The organism is Microbulbifer aggregans (assembly GCF_001750105.1).
Lineage (GTDB): Bacteria > Pseudomonadota > Gammaproteobacteria > Pseudomonadales > Cellvibrionaceae > Microbulbifer > Microbulbifer aggregans.
Genome location: NZ_CP014143.1, coordinates 3,446,773 through 3,465,810, shown reverse-complemented (window position 1 = coordinate 3,465,810; position 19,038 = coordinate 3,446,773). Strand labels below are relative to the sequence as shown.

Sequence of the window (19,038 nt, the reverse complement as noted above, 5' to 3'; positions counted from 1 at the left end):
CCCATAAAAAATAATGTGCAACTGTAAATTACAACTAGAACTAGTCGATATCAGTAACTCGCACACGGATTTCAAGTCCAAACTAGATCTGCTTGAAACTGGTGATTGGGTATTTCTTATGCAGTGCCCAGAGTGCGAGCAACTTTGGAAAGTTGATGAGTGGGACAAGTACCAGCAATCCTATGCCGTCAAAATTTCTGCTAAAGAGAGCTGGGAAGAATTCGATAGCACAGCTCTAATAAAAGCAAAAATCATAGAAAATCACGACGGCTTAACCAGCGCAGAGTGCTTATGGTCGGGCTGTACCGTTAAGCAAGTAAAAGGTAGCGCGTACTGTGTCAATCATCTGTGGAGTACGGGAGCCCGTGCCTGAAGCGTTTAACAAACGCAGGCAGCTTGCTCCAGCCCTTCGGGCCTCCGCGGGACGCCCAACGCTATGCACATTTTGTGCGGGTCGCTGCGCTCCCATATTCGCACAGAATGTGCATAGCATTGGTCGCCCCTGCTGCGGGCGTTATGTTTCTCGATGAATATTGAGTCCATTGAAATTGAAGACCCCATTGAGCATCACACAAAGGGGGCAGTTGAGGTTCTAATTACCACAAGATCTGGAGAAAAGAGGTGGTGCTTCTTCTTCACTCCGGAAGGTATGGCTGCATGTGGAGATTGGATACCTGGCACCCATGTTCGTTTTCATTATGGTGTCCCGCATATGATTTTGGTGTCCGATATATCAGAAAGTATTGTCGAGCGCGCGCTAAAAAATATTGAAAGCAGGGGGGAGCTTGAGCAGTGTACAGTTCCGGTAGGGTAAAAAAACATAACAATCACAGTCAGGTTGCGCCGGCCCTTCGGGCCTCTGCGGTACGGCCTACGCTACGCTTCGGCCGCCCCTGCTGTGGGCGTTATGCGTAATCGAGAAGAACATGACAAGAGATAAAAAGATAGTTTTGGGAATAGTGTTTGGTTTTACTTTATTCTCAGTTTCTAGCTGGTTTCCTAATCCGGAACTTAAAGATTTGGTGAGAACTGCACTTGGGGTCGCATTAAGTGTATGTCTCTACTTAGGCTATTCGTGGTCGCGCTGGGTTATGGGGGTATTGTCAGCACTAGCGGTGCTCGTAGGTGTGCTTTCACTTGTTTCAAGTTCTGTCAGCGTAGAGCAGATAGTTATCATTGGTCTAATGTTAGGTTTTTACGGCTATGCTGCTTTTTATTTGCTCAATCCAAATTTACTTAAGTCACACTTTAAAGGTGAACGCGCATAACAAAGCCAGGCAGTTTGCTACGGGCCTTCGGCCCTCCGCGGGACAGCTTATCTTGTGCACGTTTTGCGCGGTCGCTGCGCTCCCATTTTCGCGCAAAACGCGCACAAGATAAGCTGCCTCTGCTGGCGGCGTTATGCATCTTTAGCATCGTAGTAGAGATATGAAAAAGGATTTTTTGACACAGTCTAGAAACTACGCGCTAATTCCTCTCGGAGTTGGCGTGGGGCAATGTATTGCGAAGGCAATCAGCGATGATTAGAATGCTCTTATCGGCTACATTGCAGCGTGGTCAGTTCTAGCAAGTATTCTCACATTTCTTTTCTTAATGGCGTTCTTCCCATGGTGGGAGACGAAAAGGCTTCGTTTAGGTAAATCTGCTCCGGTTCCGGTATATTGCTCACCTATTTTGTGGGTACCCCTGGCTGGTGTGGTGCTGTACGTAGTCTTTCGTGTCATCAATGCATAACAATCACGGGCAATGGAGCTCCGGCCCTTCGGGCCTCCGCGGGACGGCTTACCTTATGCACGTTTTGCGCGGTCGCTTCGCTCCCATTTTCGCGCAAAACATGCATAAGGTAATCCGCCCCTGCCGTGGGCGTTAGGTTACAAAGTGAATGAGTATGGCTGATTGCCCAAAGTGTAAGAGCTCTTCAAAAGTGAGGCCTAAGCTTTTGCTCTTGATGGATGGTGACGATATCTATTACTCATTTTGGGAGGATAGGACTCCTCCTCCATCACTACCGAGATCAGTTGACTGTAAATATGTGAAGCCAGAGTACCTGAAGGGTGACACCTATCAGCAGTTTGTGAATGGGTTCTATTGCGATACGTGCGGAATAGGTTTCATCACTCAAGAGATGTTGAAGGCTAATGCCGGCGATTGGAGGTTCTGGCCGTAACCTAACAAGCGCCGGCACAAAGACGCGCTACGCGCTATGGACTCGCAACAAGTTGCTCGCCTGTGCGGCGGGCGTTATATATCATGAATAGCCAAGCAGAAAAAACGCGTAAATTTTTAAGTGCACTGACTAGCTTGCTGTTTGCAGTATCGGCAGTAGGTGCTCCTCTATTAATTGTATTCGCGGTACTCAATGGCTATCTAGAAGAGGTCATCCTCTTTCTTTTATTACTCTTGTTTGTCGTTTCAATTTTCGCGTTTTTTATGATATTTCGGCTAAGAACGAAGGCAGGTGCGGCGTCGCCTGTAAAGAAGTTCGGATACATCATCCTTGGTGTTTTTGCTCTAGTAATCGCAAGTTACTCCGCGTTGGTATCTTTTAGTGCGGTGTATAGGCTGGTGGTAGGGTGATATATAACAAACGCAAGCAGGATGCTCCGGCCCTTCGGGCCTACGCGGGACGCCCAACGCTGTGCAAATTTTGTGCGGGTCGCTGCGCTCCCAGTTTCGCACAAAATGTGCACAGCATTGGTCGCCCCTGTTGCGGGCGTTAAACATTGAGATCTAGGATGCGAAAAACAATATTCTGTGTGGTTCTTTTAGCATTGTGCACGGCGTGTAGCTCCTCTTATCACAACATAAATGAACATGGGGCCAATCCCTTCGGTGGTGGCTTTCAAGACCGGGAAGTTGATGAAGGGATGTACTTCATAATTGCTAAAACTAACTTCAAGCCTTGGGTTAACTATTCTGGTGCATACAAAACCTTTAACCGTAGAGCAGTAGAGCTATGTGGCAGCGAAGATTACACAGTATTAAAAAATGAAGAAGCAGATTATGAGCATATTTCTTCGTCAGGAGAAATGGGTTACATAATTTCGCAAGTAAGTGGTTATGTATTATGTGGCTCAAGCGCGGTTACTACCGTCGAGGCGGAGAAAATTATTCTTTCTGACTCAAAGAAAATCTGGTTTGCCGATTAAGGCGCCTGATATGTTTAACAAGGCCAGGCAGATTGTTCCGGGCCTTCGGCCCTCCACGGGACAGCTTACCTTGTGCACCTTTTGCGCTGGTCGCTGTGCTTCCACTTTCGCGCAAAATGCGCACAAGGTAAGCTGCCCCTGCTGGCGGCGTTATAACTCAAGAGTAATTATCGAGCTCGTATGAGAAGAATATATATTTGCTCTATAGCTTTTCTACTTGTAATGGTCGGTGGGTATTTGGGGGTCAAAGTTCTCAATCAGCATATTGACCAAAAATCTGGTGTAATCGTTGAGGAAGCGTTATCAGATAATACGATCTATCAGCTTAAGCTAATCGCGGAGATTCAATCGCTGCTAGATGAAGGTAAACTTGAGGAGGCCAAATCAAAACTAACAGAAGCCTCTGATACTTTGCTGTATATATTGGAAGAAAACTGTAGTTTGGCTAAATGTGAAGATGCGCTCCGTAACTATGAACACTGGTAGAGTTATAACAAGGCCGGGCAATTTGCTCCGGGCCTTCGGCCCTCCGCGGGACAGCTTACCTTGTGCGCATTTTGCGCAGGTCGCTACGCTCCCATTTTCGCGCAAAACGCGCACAAGGTAAGCTGCCCCTGCCGGCGGCGTTATGCAATCATGAAAAAAATCATAGCAACAATCACATTTTCACTTATTTCGTCTCTCTCCTTTGGATTTCAGTGTGGGCCTGAGAAGGGCGAAGAAGAAAAGTTTAAAGAATCCAAATCTGTATTGCTGTTCCAGGTAGTGGCTACAGAGTTAAAGACCACAGAATTTGATGGGCAAGAAATTGGATACAGCCAGGCTACATACCGCTTGATTGAGTCCTTTAAAGGATCGGAAGAGAAAGAGGGTAAAGTTGTAGAGGTCTTGGGGTATGGTACTGGTTTGGTTGGTTTGATCCCGGGCATCTATTATTTGGCATTTGTCGGTGAGAGCAACGAGTATGCCAAATACCCTTGGCTCACTATTTGTGACGTCGAGCTGTCAACTTTTAACATTGAGGGGGCTGAAGTTGAGAAAAAGCTCGAGAAAATCAGGTCCCTCAAGTAAATGCATAACAAAGCGCTGCAAAGGGACGGCTTACTTTGTGCACTTTATGTGCAGTCGCTTCGCTCCATATTTGCACATAAACTACACAAAACAAGCCGCCCCTGAGCGCGGCGTTATGCGTCTATAAATTCAGAGTGAAATGGAGTTTCAATGATGAAGTCTAAATTTTTTTCAGCTATAGCAGTCGTAGCTTTTACGGTAATCGCAGTAATTGCTGGTGTAAAAGCGTCACAAAATGGCTCTCCTGATATGGCTGACCTGAAGATGCAATTAGAGAGCAATAAAACGCAAATTAGTGAGCTAACAGAGAAAATTGAAAAACTCGAAGCTCGCCTAGCCAATGTAGAGGTTGGCTTGGGTAAAACGCAGTCAGAGCTTGAGTGGAAAGTGCAGCCCTTGGCTTCAGAGGCTCAATAGCTCAATGGTAGTGCGTCACGCATAACCAAGCCAGGCAGTATGCTCCGGGCCTTCGGCCCTCCGCGGGACAGCTTACCTTGTGCATATTTTGCGCAGGTCGCTGCGCTCCCATTTTCGCGTAAAAAGCGCACAAGGTAAGCTGCCCCTGCTGGCGGCGTTATACATAAGTCGCGGCAAGACAATATGAAATACAAGCCGAACGAAATACCTTTGTTTACTCGATGGTTCAATACATTAATCGCGCTGGCGCTGCTGATCTATGGAGGGTATGGGGTATACGTTAACGATCTTGCGCTACCTACTAGACGCGGAAATTGGTTACATCTTCAAGATGGACCCGCAATCCTTCACTACATTGCATTTTGTTGTGCTTCAGTCGTCTTGCTCTCTGTCGTACTGGATCACTACGATAAGCGCAATAATGAAAACAAATATAGAGCTTTTTCGACTTGGGGTACTCGTGTGGCATGGGTACTTTTTGGGGTTTCACTGGTCTGGCACATTACTGGAGCCCCCCATGTATAACAATCACAGGCAATAGAGCTACGCCCCTTCGGGGCTCCGCGAGACGTCTTACCTTGTGCACATTTTGCGCGGGTCGCTTCGCTCCCATTTTCGCGCATAATGCGCACAAGGTAAGCCGCCCCTGCTGTGGGCGTTATGCTTCATTCAGAGAAAACAACATGAAAAGAATAATCTCAATAACTTTCACCATTTTGGCTGTTTCTGGCTGTAAAACCACGTCCGTAAAAAATGATGTAGATACAGCATTCCAAATAGCACACTTGGAATACTTAGGGAAAAAACTTTACGATGCTGTCCTTTCGGAAGATGGAAGCTCGCCCTACACAAGCAGAGAGCAAGATCTTTTAGAAATGTCTAAAGATCTTGTGTGTGAAGGAAAGTACAAGGCCGTATCTGTAGTAGATGAAAAGTTTGAAACTGAAAATATATATCTGGTACTAAGTCCAGAGAAGGACTCTGGTGTTCAATTTGGGCGTCACCTGAAGTTTCGGTTCAGGTTAGGCACAAATGATATTGTAGATGTATCTCCATCTACAAAAACCTGTTTATTGGTCCCTGCTGAGGGAGATAGCATTCCCTTCTCTACACACCTGGTTTCTAACGTGCCAACTGAATTCCATGTGTTTTTGAGTCTTTACCACGAAAAACCAATTTATGTCAGCACTTCTACCGGCCTCTGGAGTGTAGAAGCGGGTAAGGCCGCCTTGGTAAAGTAAAAGCATAACAATGCGCTGCAGGCCGACGTCTAACTTTTTGCACTTTATGCGCGGTCGCTACGCTCCTATTGTCGCGCATAAAGCGCACAAAGTTAGCCGCGCCTGAGCGCGGCGTTATGCGTAATCGAGAAGAACATGACAAGAGATAAAAAGATAGTTTTGGGAATAGTGTTTGGTTTTACTTTATTCTCAGTTTCTAGCTGGTTTCCTAATCCGGAACTTAAAGATTTGGTGAGAACTGCACTTGGGGTCGCATTAAGTGTATGTCTCTACTTAGGCTATTCGTGGTCGCGCTGGGTTATGGGGGTATTGTCAGCACTAGCGGTGCTCGTAGGTGTGCTTTCACTTGTTTCAAGTTCTGTCAGCGTAGAGCAGATAGTTATCATTGGTCTAATGTTAGGTTTTTACGGCTATGCTGCTTTTATTTGCTCAATCCAAATTTACTTAAGTCACACTTTAAAGGTGAACGCGCATAACAAAGCCAGGCAGTTTGCTACGGGCCTTCGGCCCTCCGCGGGACAGCTTATCTTGTGCACGTTTTGCGCGGTCGCTGCGCTCCCATTTTCGCGCAAAACGCGCACAAGATAAGCTGCCTCTGCTGGCGGCGTTAACTGTAAAGTGACTGGAAGTGAATAAATATATAAATGCTCTGTTACTCATGCTTTTCATCGCCCATGCAAATGCTGCAATCCCGAGGGAGAAGGAAGTTCCAGGAGAGAAAGAAAATCTCTCTATCGCAGTTCCGGATGGTGAAAGTTTTTCAAACGTAAGGGCACTATGGTTTCAAAGAGTCCAAGAAAAATGTAACTTTAAAGAATTCAATATTATTCAGTACTCTGAGCGGCATGAAATGTACGGGGATGCACTTTCGCTAAATCCGGCAACCGGAAAATACGAGGCTCCTAAATTTCCTGCGTCAGTGTCAGGTGTGTTCCAATGCCTCGAAGACAGTTAACAAGGCCGGGCAATTTGCTGCGGGCCTTCGGCCCTCTGCGGGACAGCTTACCTTGTGCACTTTTCGTGCAGGTCGCTACACTCCCATTTTTGCACAAAAAGTGCACAGGATAAGCTGCCCCTGCCGGCGGCGTTATGTGTAAGGATTTTCCACAAAGGAGGTGGAAATAGCATGATGTATAGTGTGCCGTTTGAAGAGGTCAATGCATCTGAATATGAGAAGGAAATCAAAGGTTATTTAGATACGAAATCTGATGTAAATTCGGTCGTTAGTCCCCAAGAAGTCGTTAGATCTTTCTGGAGAGTCTTTGAGTTGGTTTTGAATTCTTGCCAACAAATGAAACACTGTCATGGTGAACCTATCGGCTACTTCTCAGTTTTAGATGAAAAAATCAGCTCTAAAAAAATCTGTATCAAAGGCAAGCTTAGTTGGGAAGATATGTATGGAGCTCGCTTTAGTTTTTTTCAGATTGATATAGATCGAAGAAGCCCAAAATTACTTTACTCAATAAAAATTCTCCGTCGCAGTACTAAAGTTCAAAAACAATCGATCTATATCGGGAAGACGCACTCCGATTGGCTTGTCGGGTACAGAGCGATCGATTTCGAGCTGGAAGCTTATGGCCCCGATTTGTACAGTCCTGGTGAATACCGCGCTCGACGCCTAGAAGAGTATGATCCGGGTTTTAATGATTTGGAAGAATTTAGAAAGAGGCGTGAGAAGCTTAGGGAAAGCAAGTGACAACCGTAGCAAGTTAGCGTTAGAACTCTGTAGGAAATTTTTCTTTGGGATTTTGCACTCGATAATGCGGGATTATCACAGCTTGGAGTGCACATAACAAACGGCTGTTATCGCCCCTCTGGGGCTGGGACGGCCTTTACGCTGCTTCGCAGCTCCAAGTCCGCCCCAAAGCCGGGCGTTAAAAGTCAAAATGAAGAACATCGTTGCCCAGCTAATTATATGTGGTGTGATGACCATATTTCTCGGTGTCGCTCTTTACTACGCGGAGCTATTCGATCATTACAGCGAAGATAATATATATCGCGGTCATTATGCTGCAGGATTCGAAATGAGCAGTTTCATTCCATGTGATAAGAATGGATACTGGTGGGTGAGCACTGATGAAAAATCAGCACTTTACAAAGAATATGAAAGAGTATCCGACGAATACGAGCCAGTTTATATGGAGCTAGTGGGTACTTTAAGCGAGCGTGGCTACTATGGACACTTTGGGGTAAGCGAAAGAGAGCTTATCGTTCTGGAGGTCCTATCATTAGGTGCAAAAACTGGTTCATGTGAGTTGTGACAGCTGCGAGCGTTCGCACTTTTAACAATCGGCTGTTATCTCCCCTCCGAGGCTGGGAGGCCTCTCCGCTGCTTCGCAGTTCCAAGTCCGCCCCAAAGCCGGGCGTTAAGAGAATTCGTATTTCTCGTTTTCGGGGGGGCGACTGCGCTCAGCCTTTTGGAGGCGCGATCCGGCTGGATTGGCATGCACTCGGTGAACGAGATGGCCATGGTATGAGAAGATTCCAGGGTTGGCCATTTGGAATCAATGTTCTTCAGTCGTTTTAAAAGCTGGGCCAGTCTTGCAGTTAAGATATTTCCTGGCGGCAGCAGTTCATGTTGCTTGACGCAAGGAGAGGGTTTTGTTTGCTCGTCACCTTGTGGTAGAAACCACTATTGTCTATTTGTAACGGAGCAGGGTTTTGTTAAGGATAACTATCGTTTTATTTGTTTCGGCCATTTTTTCTGGTTCGGTCGGTAGCGAGGAGCGTAAATCACCAAAAGAGTATCAGCTCACTACAGCCAACCATCAGGCTTATAAGATATATGTGTTTGAACCCGCAGATGCCGCTCGTTCCGGTAGTGCAGTGATCACAGTGCACGGTGGCGGCTGGAGGTGGGGCAAGGCTGAGTGGACATTCAATGCCGCGGAGATGTTTGCAAATGCTGGCATGTTGGCCGTTGCTGTAGCTTACAGGCTCTCAAACAATGACGTAACTCCCGTCGAGGCTTTGGAAGATGTTTGCGAAACGCTGGTGTGGGTCAGGGAGCGGGCGGAGAAGCTTTCAGTGAATCCCCATAAAATTGCTGCGTATGGTGTCTCGGCGGGTGGACATTTAAGTGCTCTTGCAGCTACTAAGGGTTGTGGTAATGAGCTTGGCTCACTGAGTAATGGTGGACCGGATCTTCTTTTACTTTGGTCGCCAGCGCTTGATGTGGAGCGAGATGGCTGGTTCAAAAAGCTGTTGCTCGGAAAGAGTTCTGCCGCTGATAACTCTCCGATTGCAACATTGACCGGGGCCATGCCTCCAGTATCCGTCGTGCAGGGGGAGCTGGATTCGCTCACTCCCATGTCTGGTGCCGCCGAGTTCTGCGAAAAGGTCGAGGCTGTGAACGGTATTTGTGAGCTGAATCTTTATGAGGGGGTTGGCCACCTGCTGACTCGCAACCTGGAAAACCAAGAAAGTGATTTCGATCCCGACCCCAAATTTGTTAAGGATGGTCGAAAGAAACTGATGAGCTTTCTGGAGCAGCGTGGCTTTATTGACATGTAAGATGACAATAGCGTCGCTCGTGAAAGCCGTTAATTGGTGACTTAGTCAAACCCCCGCCTCTGTTGACTCAGTAACAGTTCCAGCGCATCTGGCTGCAGCTGCCGATTGACGGTAATTGCGTAGAAGTGCTCGTACACATCCGGCAGGGTGAAGTAGGTCGCCAGTTTTCCACTCGCCAACTCGTCTCTCACTACCACACTCGGCATCACGGCCACCGAGCCGCTGTCGCGGGCCAGTAGTCGCAGCATGGCCATGTCGTCTACTTCGGCCTGGATCTGCGGGTCGAACTGCCAAAGACTGCAAAAGGCGTCGAAGGCCTGACGCATCTCACTGCGTTGGCCGGGCAGCAGCCACCTGAGGTCGGCGTAGTTCTCCGGGAAGGCTTTGTCGGGCTTCTGGTCGGGCGGGCCGATGACTGAGAGGGGCTGGCTGGCTACCCGCTGTACCTGCCAGGGGCGGCGCGGATCATCGCCGACATTGGTGTTGGTCAGGACCAGATCCAGCTCGTGATTGGCGAGTCCGTCCAGGAGGGATGGCATGGGCAGACTCTGCAGGCTGAATCGCTGTCCCGGGTCGCTGAGCAGCGGGGCGATGAATACCTCGATAAAGTTTCGCGACATGGTGGCCGCCATGCCGATGCGCAAAGTCTGGTGCACCGGATTGATTCCCTGCCGCACCAGCGCTTCCAGTTCCTCACCTTTCCTGAAAATGTCGTTGGCATAGGCGAGTACCTGCTGCCCCGCCTCGGTCAGCTGGAGCTTGCGCCCCTGGCGGTGGAACAGCTGCTGGCCGAGATTGTCCTCCAGCTGGCGGATCTGTGTGGATAACGCCGACTGGGAGACGTGCAGCTGATTGGCGACCTGGGTGAGGTTGCCACCCCGGGCCACCTGCCAGAAGTAGTAGAGATGGTGATAGTTCAGTCGGCTCATAGTTCTGCTTTAGAGAACGATTGATAAATTAATATCAATTTTACCTAACCCTTGTGCCTGTGGATACTGCGCCCCGTCGCAAATCAACCATGGGGACTGGGATGCAAGCACACTTTCTGGACTGGCTGTTGGCACTGTTGGTATCGCTCTATCCGCTGGCGGCGCTGCTGCGTGTGCGCTGGTCGGTGGCGATCGGCATGGCCGGCCTGGCGTTGGCTGCGGGTCTTGGCAGTGCGACTCTGCAGTGGCTGACTGATCTCGCCCCGGGCCGCTGGTTCAGCCCCCACCCGGCGAGCCCGGTGGTGGCTCTGATCGTTACTTTCATCGGCTTCCTGGTGCTGCGCTTCTCCCGCAATTACCTCGCGGGTGAGCCGCGGCTGGGCGTCTTCCAGCGCCGTGTTCTCTGGTTGCTGGGTGGCGTCGTGCTGGTGGTGACCACCAACCATGCGCTGATGCTGCTGGCGGGTTGGGTCGGCATCAGCCTGGCGCTGCATAGCCTTTTGCTCTTCTACCCGGAGCGCCCGCGGGCGCAGCTGGCGGCGCACAAGAAGTTCCTGCTGGCGCGGTTGGCTGAACTCTCGCTGGCGATTGCCCTGTTACTGCTCTACCTCCATCACGGCAGCCCCTGGCTCAGCGATATCTTCTCCACGGCTGATGCGCTGTCGCTGCAACAGCAGGTAGCGATCATCCTGATCGCGGTGGCGGCACTGATCAAATGTGCCCAGCTGCCGGTGCACGGCTGGCTGATCCAGGTGGTGGAGGCGCCGACGCCAGTGTCGGCACTGCTGCACGCCGGCGTGATCAACCTTGGCGGATACCTGCTGATTCTGGCCGCGCCATTGCTGGCGGTGTCGGCGGCAGCTCAGTGGTTGGTGTTGGTCGTGGCCGGGCTCACGGTGGTCGTGGCCACCCTTGCCATGTGTCTGCAGACCAGCGTCAAAGAGCGGCTGGCTTGGTCGACCAGTGCGCAGATGGGCCTGATGTTGCTGGAGTGTGCCCTTGGTCTCCATGCACTGGCACTGCTGCACCTGGCAGCGCACAGTTGCTACAAGGCGCACGGCTTCCTCGCTGCCGCCGACAACATGAACAAGGTGCTGGCGCAGAAGCTGGCCGGGCCACCCCGTTGGCGCTACCGGGTGTTGCCGGTGCTGGCCCTGAGTCTCGGCCTCTGGCTGCTGGGGGTTACCCCGGTCGCGCTGGCCTTACTGGCGCTGACCCTGGTTATGGTCGGTCCCTTGGGCGGATTGCTGATCGCTGTTGCCTACCTCGCCCAGAAAACCCTGTTTGAAACGCTGTTGCCCAGCCCCTTTGCACCGAGCTGGCCGGAGACCCTCTGGGTGTGTGTGATAGCACTGCTGCTACTGGCCGGCTTTATGGCCCAGGGCGATCCCAAACGCGTCCGTTTCAGGCACTGGCTGCACGCCGGCCTGTTCCTCGATCACTGGGCGACGCGCCTGACGCTGGCAGTCTGGCCCGCCCCCATCGAGCAGCTTGCGCTTCTCTCCGCTGCAAAACGTAACAAGGAGTCCTGGTCATGAGCCTTACCGATGCCTGTGCCCGCATTGCCCCGGCGTGGCCGCTGGATCAGCTGATCGCGGTCAACCCCTGGTGGCCGCTGGTGGATCAGCCCATGCCGGAAGTTTCGGCACGATTGGCTGCACTGGGTGGTGTGCGTTGCCTGATGAGTGTGGATCACTACCGGTCTCAGAATATCAGTGCGGTCGCGCTGGCCGCTGCGGCCGAGGAGCAGGGCGTGCCGCTGGCTGAAGTCCAGACCTGCCGCGACACCGCGGCACCGCGGCACTGGCAGTCGCTCGCAGCAATGCATCAACAGAGTGAAGCCTTCAGCTGGCGCGATGCGATCGTCGACCAGATCAGTCGCTGCTGTGCCATGTACTGGCAGGAAGCGGATCAGCTCTACCGACACTGGCTGGCACATACCCGCGATGAAAAAGGGCTCGCCTTGCTGATGGGCTGCCCCGAGTTGCGAAAATTACTGAAAAAGCTGCCTGATAATGCCGAGGCAATGCTGGAGCTGGCGCAGACTGCGCTGGGCATCCGCGAGGAGGATGCCTGCTCCCTGGGTCACGGCTGGCTACTGGAGATCAACGGTTGGGCGTCTGCCGCAGCCTACCAGCACTGGCAGGCCGATCTGGCTGGTGAGGAGCGCCAGTGCCTTCAGCAACTGTTGGCGATCCGGCTGGCCTGGGAGTGGCTGACCCTGCAGCTGGCAGGGCAAGAGCTGCTGGCCAGTTGGCAGCAGCAATCCATTCCGTTGCTGATCGAGGCGCACCGATCACATCAGCGCCTGGCCTGGGTCTGGCAGAGGGCCGCTGAGCTCGACTATCAGCACGGCCTGGCTCGTGAACTGGCACAGCCGGCCGAGCCCCAGCAAAGCACGAGGTTGCAGGCGGTCTTCTGCATCGATGTGCGCTCAGAGCCGATGCGTCGGGCGCTGGAAGCACAGCACGCGGGGATCGAAACGCGGGGCTTCGCCGGCTTCTTCGGCCTGCCGCTCGGCTATCGTCCCGCCGGCGGAAAGTACCAGCGTCCGCAATTGCCTGGACTGCTGGCGCCGCAGATTTGGGTGCGCGAGGCACAGCCGGCCAAGCCCGGCCCAATCAAGTTAAAGCGCAAGACTTACTGGCAGCGATTGATGGCGGCCTCACCCGGTACCTTTGGTGCGGTGGAGGCAACGGGCCTTGCCTATGCCGCCCGCCTGGTAAAGCGCAGTTTCTGGCCGAGCGCGCCGCAGCAACCGGTGAACCGGCTGTTGAGGGAGTCCCGAGGGGAATTTGTACTGGAGGATGCCAGCGGCCCCCTCAGCGTCGAGCGTCAGGCTGAGTTGCTGGCCGGGGTGCTCAACGCGATGGGGCTCACCGAGCCCGCACCACTGGTATTGCTTGTCGGGCATGGCAGCAGCACCTGTAACAACCCCCATGCCGCGGGGCTCGATTGCGGTGCCTGCGGTGGTCAAAGCGGCGAACTCAATGTGCGCGTGCTGGCCCAGCTGGCCAATGATCCGGCGGTGCGGGAGAAGCTTGCCCGAACTCATGGCATTTTTCTGCCGCCGGGCAGCCGCTTTGTGGCCGCTCTGCACGATACCACCGCCGACAATATTCACTGTTTCGACGAGGTGGATGCCGAGGTAAAGGAATGGTTGTCCCGGGCGGGCGAGCAGGCCCGTGCGGAGCGGGCGCCGCGCTTCGGCGAGGCCAGTGGTAAGTCTCTTGAGCGGCGGGGTTGGGACTGGTCCCAGACCCGGCCCGAATGGGGGCTTGCCGGCAATGCTGCTTTTGTGATCGCGCCGCGTGCACTGACCAGGAATGCGAACCTGGGCGGGCGGGTATTCCTGCACGATTACGACTGGGAAGCGGATAGCGGCTACCGCCAGCTGGAAACACTACTGACGGCGCCGATGCTGGTCACCCACTGGATCAACATGCAGTACAACGCCTCGGTAACCGATCCGCAGCGCTACGGCAGCGGCAACAAGATTTTGCATAACCTGGTCGACAACCTCGGCGTGCTCGAAGGGCAGGGCGGGGATCTCCGGATTGGTCTCTCCCTGCAGGCGGTGAACGACGGCAAGAACTGGCAGCACCGCCCACAGCGACTGTGTGTAGTGGTCGCGGCACCGGCAGAACCGCTGCGGGCGCTGGTCAGCAAGCACGGCGTAGTTCGTCAGTTGGTGGATAACCACTGGCTGACCCTTTTGCGCCTCGATGAGGACGGCAATTTATTCCGGCTTTACCGCGGTGAATTTCGACAGGAGGTTTTGTAACAACCTGGCAGGGAGGTTTTGTCTGGCCATGACACAGCAGTGCAGATGGGAGCTTCTCTCGATGCATTGTCGGGCAGGCGTCATTTAGGGTTTAAACTTTTCAATCGTTAACCGGATAACCCGCTCAGCTGGTTCCGGAAGGGTGTGGCTTGTGAAAACCGAATATCTCGACAAGGGTTCCATCAACCGGGCAGCCGAATTGCTCTCCGCTGGGGAGCTGGTGGCACTGCCCACTGAAACTGTCTATGGCCTGGCGGCCGACGCGTGCAACCGGGCGGCGGTCGCCGCCACTTTTCAGGCCAAGGGGCGGCCGGCGGATCACCCGTTGATCGTGCACCTGAGTAGTGTGGAAGAGATGGCTTTCTGGGCGGCGTCAGTACCTCAGGAAGCCTGGGCGCTGGCGAACAGGTTCTGGCCGGGCCCGCTGACACTGCTGCTGCGAAAAGGAAAGCGGGTTCCAGATGTGATCACCGGTGGGCGCGACACCGTCGCCCTGCGTTTGCCAGCACACCCAATGTTCCTCCTGGTGCTGAAGCGGCTGGGCCGCGCGGTTACCGCACCGTCGGCCAATCTCCACAAGCGCCTGAGTCCGACATCGGCGGGGGACGTGCAGCGCGAGCTGGACGGCCGCATCGGGGCGGTGCTCGATGGCGGCGACTGTGCATTGGGGCTGGAGTCGACAATCCTCGATTTAACCGGTTCGCCACGTATTCTGCGTCCGGGGCCTGTTAGCGCCATGGAGATCGAGGCGTGCCTGGGAGAGACGGTAATTCAGCCGCTGGAGCATTCGGTCGCCGTCGCGGGCAATATGCGCGAGCACTATCGTCCCCAGGCGCCGGTCTGGCTCGTGCCAGCGGGGGCCCTCAATGCGGTGGTAGGCCAGGTGGAGTCAGAGCGATTCGGTGTGCTTCACATGCCGGGTAACCGGCCTCCGACGGGTCGCTGCATCGAGATGCCACCCGCTGCACAGGATTTCGGAGCGCTCCTCTACAGACAGATGCGAAACATGGACGAGAGTGGCTGCGAGGCGATCCTCGTCGAGGAGCCACCGGCAGATGCCGCCTGGTCCGCCATCCATGACCGCCTGCACCGTGCCGCCCTGTCCGTTGCCACCGAAGCTCGAGTGATCAATGAGGCGCTGCAGCTGCAAGCGGTGAAAGCCGGTTAGGGGAGAGGGTCGGGAGAGGAGATCCCGATTTATATCGGCGGGTGACCAGCCCAGGAGCAGGGCTCCGGGGCTGTCCTCGCAGGATTTCGATCTGCTCCTCCCGTTCTAAAGCGCTGTAGTGATAACCCTCAACAGCGTTATGGCCGGTATTGCTCATCAATTTGCAGGCTGCCATTTTTTGCCTGGCTGTAGGCAGTCAATGGCAGCACAATGGTATCTGTCGCTGCGGAGGCGACGCTGTCGACAAAATATAGCCCAAGCTGCCAATTGAAGTAAATCGAATTGTTGTTGGAGTTCATCTTGCACAAGTTGTAAGCGACACCGCTGTAGATTCTCGGTAGAGACTCGCAATTCGATTCCTGACGTTTGAGGTTTGCCGCTATTTCCCTGTCTGAACTGGTTAGAGTCGTCGTTGTGCCGCATGCTGTCAGAAGGACGGGCATAACAAAAATCGAAAACTGCTTCATTATTTTAATCCTTGATCCTCAAGATAAAGCCACGCCCGAAGAAGGAAACGTGGCTTGAGCCTTAGGCACCAGTCAGGGTGGCTGTGCTGTCAGAATTGGTAGCCGAAATAGAGGCCGTATTCTACCCCTGAATCAAACCCTTCCCGAGGCTCCAGGAAGTATTCCGGATGATCGGTGACACTGTTGTGTCGATAGGTTTTGCCAACACTCAGCCCTGTAAGAAAGCCGGCCTCGTCGTAGCTGTTGAAATAAAATGTATACGTGGCGGCGATGAAGCTTCGATAGGTGTCCTTGTATGGGACCAGGGTGGGCTGATCTGATGCCGGGTCGGGATAGAATCCTCCTGGTATATCGTCCTTTTTCGTGCGGATGGCGAGGCCGAGACTGTGCCTGTCGAAAAGCGCTTTTTCCCAGCCCAGTGTTAACCCGTATTCATCATCGTGAGCACGAGGTAGGTTTGCAAAACCGGCCCCCACATAAAATTTATTGGTATTGATGCCCGCTGAGTACTTGATACCAGCGAAACCACCGTACTGCGTGCCAAGTCCGAGCCCAAAACTCGTGTCGATATCGGCCATGGCCAGGGAGGGCAGCAGTGCGCCAAGCAGAGCCAGCTGTTTCATTTTGCTTCCTTGTAACGTGATTAGGCAATGCTCTGATGTACCTGCTGGGTAAAAAGTTCTACAAAAAAATTAAAATAAAGGAATTTATCGCTGGTCCCATCGCTTGGCAAGGCGGGAGCAAGGCTCCGTTCTAGCCTGGCCTGTGCGCCCACTGTCGGAGTGCAGGAATCTGCTGCTGGTAGCCAGCGCCATAGAGCGGGGGAGATAGCTCTGCCGGAGACCGCTCAGTGGGGGGCGCACTGGGCCCAAGGGCAACAGCAAGTGTGCTCGATCCGAGGGCGATAAAGCGGTTCGTCTCCTGGATGTCTGGGTGTTCGCATCGGTGACGAGAGTCAGCGGATAAAACGAAGCCACCGCCACAAGCTGAGAATCTCCGCCAGAGCACCTGCAAAATAGGTCAGTGCTGCGGCCTTCAGCACCGAGCGGATTGCCGGCAGGTGCTGCCTCGGCACATACCCTTCTTCCAGTATCGGCAGTGCCTTGTTGAAGCTGGCATCGTATTCCTCGGGGAGGATGGCGGCATACATCAAGGCCGAGGCCAGCATCGTGATAATGCCGAGGCCGATGGCCAGGGCAAACAGGTGCGGGATTTTTACTACCAGGGCGACAGTCGAGAGAAACAGGAGAAGGCCTGTACCGATTTTCCGAATAAAGAATGCCTTGCCCAGGTGTTTCTGTCTCAGGTGGCTGACAGGTTCGTTGCGAATGAATTGAATCGCATGGCCCACCTCGTGTGCGGCCACGGCGACCGCCGTCAGTGACTTGCCATCATGGACACGGGGGCTGAGGGAAACGATCTTTTCCGCAGGGTTGTAATGATCCTGGTCCGGCTGGCCACGCTCGACAGTGACACCCTCCAGCGCGAAGCGCTCCACGAGGTGGCGCGCCAGCTCCCCGCCGGTCCCGGGCATGGCTTCCACCTGTTTTGAGTGGCGCCACATCACGAAGCGCACCCAAAGTGATGGGCCGTACACCAGCAGTGCAAAGAGCAGTGCCCCCAGTCCGAAAATCATGGCCGGTATCCCGTTGCTGAACAGTCCGGCGCCGGGGAGGAATTCCCGGGCGCCGGGCCAAGAGTCTATCCGAAAAACCGGAGGGTGGATCAACCTCTGGATTTGAAGGGCTGGTTCAATGGCGGGAGGGAATGGCCTGAACCACCTTCAGGAAGTACTCCCAGAAATTCCCCACGCTCTCGATATGTACCCGCTCTTCCGGCGAGTGCGCGCGGCGGATGGTGGGGCCGAAGGAGACCATGTCCCAGTGGGGGTAGGGCTTGGCCAGCAGGCCGCACTCGAGGCCGGCGTGAATGACCTTCACCAGCGGTTCTTCGCCGGTCATATCCTGGTAGACATCCTTCATCAACTTCAGCAGCGGCGAGTGGATGTTGGGCGTCCAGCCGGGGTAGGCGTTGTCCAGTGATACCTTGGCACCAGTTAACTCAAAGGTGGCGGCAACGTTGAGGCCGTGGTCGTCACGGGCGCTGTCGGACAGGCTGCGTACCAGGCACTGGATGCGTACCTGATGCTGGCCGTCCACCTCCTCGGTGACGACGCGGGCCAGGTTGTTGGAGGTATCGGCGATGCCTTCCAGGTCAGTGCTCATGCGGGCGACCCCGTTGGGGCAGCAGCGAATGGCGCGGATCAACTTCTGTTGCGTGGCCGGGTCCATCACGCTCGCGGGCCTGTCGGTTTCCTCGATGGTGATTTCCAGCTTGGCTTCGTTGTCCAGCTCCGCCTTGATGACGGCGGTTTCCTGCAGCACGATTTCCATCAGCCGTTCGGCGTGCTCTGCCGGTACGGTAATGGTGCTGAATGATTCACGCGGAATGGCGTTGCGCAGGCTGCCGCCGTCGAGGCTCGCGGTGTGCAGGTCGGTGATTTCGCGCAGGGCGATATCAATAATGCGGTTGGCGATCTTGTTGGCGTTGCCGCGACCCTTGTCGATGTCGAGGCCGGAGTGACCACCGCGCAGACCGCGCACGCTCAGCCTGAATGCCCTGTGATCCGCCGGCATACCAGTGGCGGAATAGGGCAGGGTGACATTGATATCCACACCGCCGGCGCAACCCACGTACAGTTCGCCCTCGTCCTCGGTATCTAGGTTTAGCAGTAATTCTGCCTCGAAGTGGCCCGGCTGCAGGTGCTTGGCGCCGGTCATGCCGGCTTCCTCATCGATGGTGAGCAGCGCTTCCAGCGGCGGGTGCGGGATGTCGGTGCTTTCCAGCAGGGCGAGGATGGCGGCGACGCCGATGCCGTTGTCGGCGCCCAGGGTAGTGCCCTCAGCGGTTACCCATTCGCCCTCAACATACGCTTTGATGGGGTCTTTGAGAAAGTCGTGGTCGGTGTCGGCATTTTTCTGCGGCACCATGTCCACGTGGCTCTGCATGGCCAGCGTCTTGCGGTCTTCCATGCCCGGCGTGGCGGGCTTCTTGATAATGATATTGCCGATCTGGTCCAGCTTGACGTCCAGACCGCGCTCTTTACAGAAGTCGAGGATGTAGGCCACCACCTTTTCTTCGTGCTTAGAGGGGCGGGGGATTTCGCAGAGTTTGGCGAAATGCTTCCACAGTGGTGTTGGGTTGAGCTCGGCAATACTGGTCATTATTGGGCCCCTTGTATTTGTTGCTGGCTATTGCTTCTAGCAGTGTTTCTTTTGGAATTTACTGGTTGCTGGCCA

20 protein-coding genes are annotated in these 19,038 nt (G+C 53.9%); 15 read left to right on the top strand and 5 right to left on the bottom strand.

Annotated features, from left to right (window positions below; genetic code table 11):
* The first annotated feature begins 526 nt into the window (after nucleotides 1-526).
* From AUP74_RS17095 to AUP74_RS17090, 12 genes are all read left to right on the top strand, one after another.
* The gene (locus tag AUP74_RS17095) at nucleotides 527-814 is read left to right on the top strand and encodes a hypothetical protein (RefSeq protein ID WP_083261032.1); all 288 of its coding nucleotides are present in this window, start codon (nucleotides 527-529) and stop codon (nucleotides 812-814) included.
* 112 nt (nucleotides 815-926) lie between these two features.
* Nucleotides 927-1,268, top strand: a complete 342-nt coding sequence (locus AUP74_RS17275; RefSeq protein ID WP_145924424.1) for a hypothetical protein — start codon at nucleotides 927-929, stop codon at nucleotides 1,266-1,268.
* A 982-nt stretch (nucleotides 1,269-2,250) separates the two neighbouring features.
* The gene (locus tag AUP74_RS15120; RefSeq protein WP_069948278.1) at nucleotides 2,251-2,577 is read left to right on the top strand and encodes a hypothetical protein; all 327 of its coding nucleotides are present in this window, start codon (nucleotides 2,251-2,253) and stop codon (nucleotides 2,575-2,577) included.
* Nucleotides 2,578-2,735: 158 nt separating this feature from the next.
* Nucleotides 2,736-3,149, top strand: a complete 414-nt coding sequence (locus tag AUP74_RS17270; RefSeq protein ID WP_145924423.1) for a hypothetical protein — start codon at nucleotides 2,736-2,738, stop codon at nucleotides 3,147-3,149.
* 180 nt (nucleotides 3,150-3,329) lie between these two features.
* Nucleotides 3,330-3,635, top strand: a complete 306-nt coding sequence (locus AUP74_RS15115; RefSeq protein ID WP_145924422.1) for a hypothetical protein — start codon at nucleotides 3,330-3,332, stop codon at nucleotides 3,633-3,635.
* A 150-nt stretch (nucleotides 3,636-3,785) separates the two neighbouring features.
* Nucleotides 3,786-4,220 carry a hypothetical protein gene (locus tag AUP74_RS15110; protein ID WP_069948276.1) on the top strand — a complete coding sequence of 145 codons (435 nt, stop codon included), beginning with the start codon at nucleotides 3,786-3,788 and terminating at the stop codon, nucleotides 4,218-4,220.
* Nucleotides 4,221-4,370: 150 nt separating this feature from the next.
* Nucleotides 4,371-4,637, top strand: a complete 267-nt coding sequence (locus AUP74_RS15105) for a hypothetical protein (RefSeq protein ID WP_069948275.1) — start codon at nucleotides 4,371-4,373, stop codon at nucleotides 4,635-4,637.
* A gap of 683 nt (nucleotides 4,638-5,320) precedes the next feature.
* Entirely contained in the window at nucleotides 5,321-5,878 is a 558-nt protein-coding gene (locus tag AUP74_RS17265; RefSeq protein ID WP_145924359.1) for a hypothetical protein, read from the top strand.
* Between the two features lie 628 nt (nucleotides 5,879-6,506).
* Nucleotides 6,507-6,833 carry a hypothetical protein gene (locus AUP74_RS17260; protein WP_145924421.1) on the top strand — a complete coding sequence of 109 codons (327 nt, stop codon included), beginning with the start codon at nucleotides 6,507-6,509 and terminating at the stop codon, nucleotides 6,831-6,833.
* 171 nt (nucleotides 6,834-7,004) lie between these two features.
* Entirely contained in the window at nucleotides 7,005-7,574 is a 570-nt protein-coding gene (locus AUP74_RS15095; RefSeq protein ID WP_069948273.1) for a hypothetical protein, read from the top strand.
* Between the two features lie 190 nt (nucleotides 7,575-7,764).
* Entirely contained in the window at nucleotides 7,765-8,139 is a 375-nt protein-coding gene (locus AUP74_RS17315; protein ID WP_069948272.1) for a hypothetical protein, read from the top strand.
* Nucleotides 8,140-8,539: 400 nt separating this feature from the next.
* Entirely contained in the window at nucleotides 8,540-9,391 is an 852-nt protein-coding gene (locus AUP74_RS17090; RefSeq protein ID WP_083261030.1) for an alpha/beta hydrolase, read from the top strand.
* A 41-nt stretch (nucleotides 9,392-9,432) separates the two neighbouring features.
* Here AUP74_RS17090 and AUP74_RS15080 read toward each other — a convergent pair whose 3' ends face one another.
* On the bottom strand, nucleotides 9,433-10,320 hold the full coding sequence (locus AUP74_RS15080; RefSeq protein ID WP_069948270.1) for a LysR family transcriptional regulator: 888 nt from the start codon (nucleotides 10,318-10,320) through the stop codon (nucleotides 9,433-9,435).
* Between the two features lie 101 nt (nucleotides 10,321-10,421).
* On the opposite strand from AUP74_RS15080, the gene AUP74_RS15075 reads away from it, so the two are divergent.
* The 3 genes from AUP74_RS15075 (at nucleotide 10,422) to AUP74_RS15065 (ending at nucleotide 15,272) form a co-directional block, all read left to right on the top strand.
* Nucleotides 10,422-11,858 carry an NADH-quinone oxidoreductase subunit L gene (locus AUP74_RS15075; protein ID WP_069948269.1) on the top strand — a complete coding sequence of 479 codons (1,437 nt, stop codon included), beginning with the start codon at nucleotides 10,422-10,424 and terminating at the stop codon, nucleotides 11,856-11,858.
* On the top strand, nucleotides 11,855-14,104 hold the full coding sequence (locus AUP74_RS15070; protein WP_069948268.1) for a YbcC family protein: 2,250 nt from the start codon (nucleotides 11,855-11,857) through the stop codon (nucleotides 14,102-14,104). The genes AUP74_RS15075 and AUP74_RS15070 overlap by 4 nt, the downstream gene beginning before the upstream one ends.
* A 151-nt stretch (nucleotides 14,105-14,255) precedes the next feature.
* Nucleotides 14,256-15,272 (top strand): L-threonylcarbamoyladenylate synthase, encoded by a 1,017-nt coding sequence (locus tag AUP74_RS15065; RefSeq protein ID WP_069948267.1) that lies wholly within the window; start codon nucleotides 14,256-14,258, stop codon nucleotides 15,270-15,272.
* 137 nt (nucleotides 15,273-15,409) lie between these two features.
* On the opposite strand, the gene AUP74_RS17085 is transcribed toward AUP74_RS15065, so the two are convergent.
* The 4 genes from AUP74_RS17085 to AUP74_RS15050 all read right to left on the bottom strand — a co-directional run bounded on the left by AUP74_RS17085 (nucleotide 15,410) and on the right by AUP74_RS15050 (nucleotide 18,963).
* Complete coding sequence (locus AUP74_RS17085; RefSeq protein ID WP_083261029.1) at nucleotides 15,410-15,739, bottom strand: YceK/YidQ family lipoprotein; 330 nt, start codon at nucleotides 15,737-15,739, stop codon at nucleotides 15,410-15,412.
* An 89-nt stretch (nucleotides 15,740-15,828) separates the two neighbouring features.
* Nucleotides 15,829-16,362 (bottom strand): hypothetical protein, encoded by a 534-nt coding sequence (locus tag AUP74_RS15060; RefSeq protein ID WP_069948266.1) that lies wholly within the window; start codon nucleotides 16,360-16,362, stop codon nucleotides 15,829-15,831.
* 332 nt (nucleotides 16,363-16,694) lie between these two features.
* The gene (locus tag AUP74_RS15055) at nucleotides 16,695-17,375 is read right to left on the bottom strand and encodes a zinc metallopeptidase (protein WP_069948265.1); all 681 of its coding nucleotides are present in this window, start codon (nucleotides 17,373-17,375) and stop codon (nucleotides 16,695-16,697) included.
* 115 nt (nucleotides 17,376-17,490) lie between these two features.
* Nucleotides 17,491-18,963 carry an aminoacyl-histidine dipeptidase gene (locus AUP74_RS15050; protein ID WP_069948264.1) on the bottom strand — a complete coding sequence of 491 codons (1,473 nt, stop codon included), beginning with the start codon at nucleotides 18,961-18,963 and terminating at the stop codon, nucleotides 17,491-17,493.
* Nucleotides 18,964-19,038: the final 75 nt, after the last annotated feature.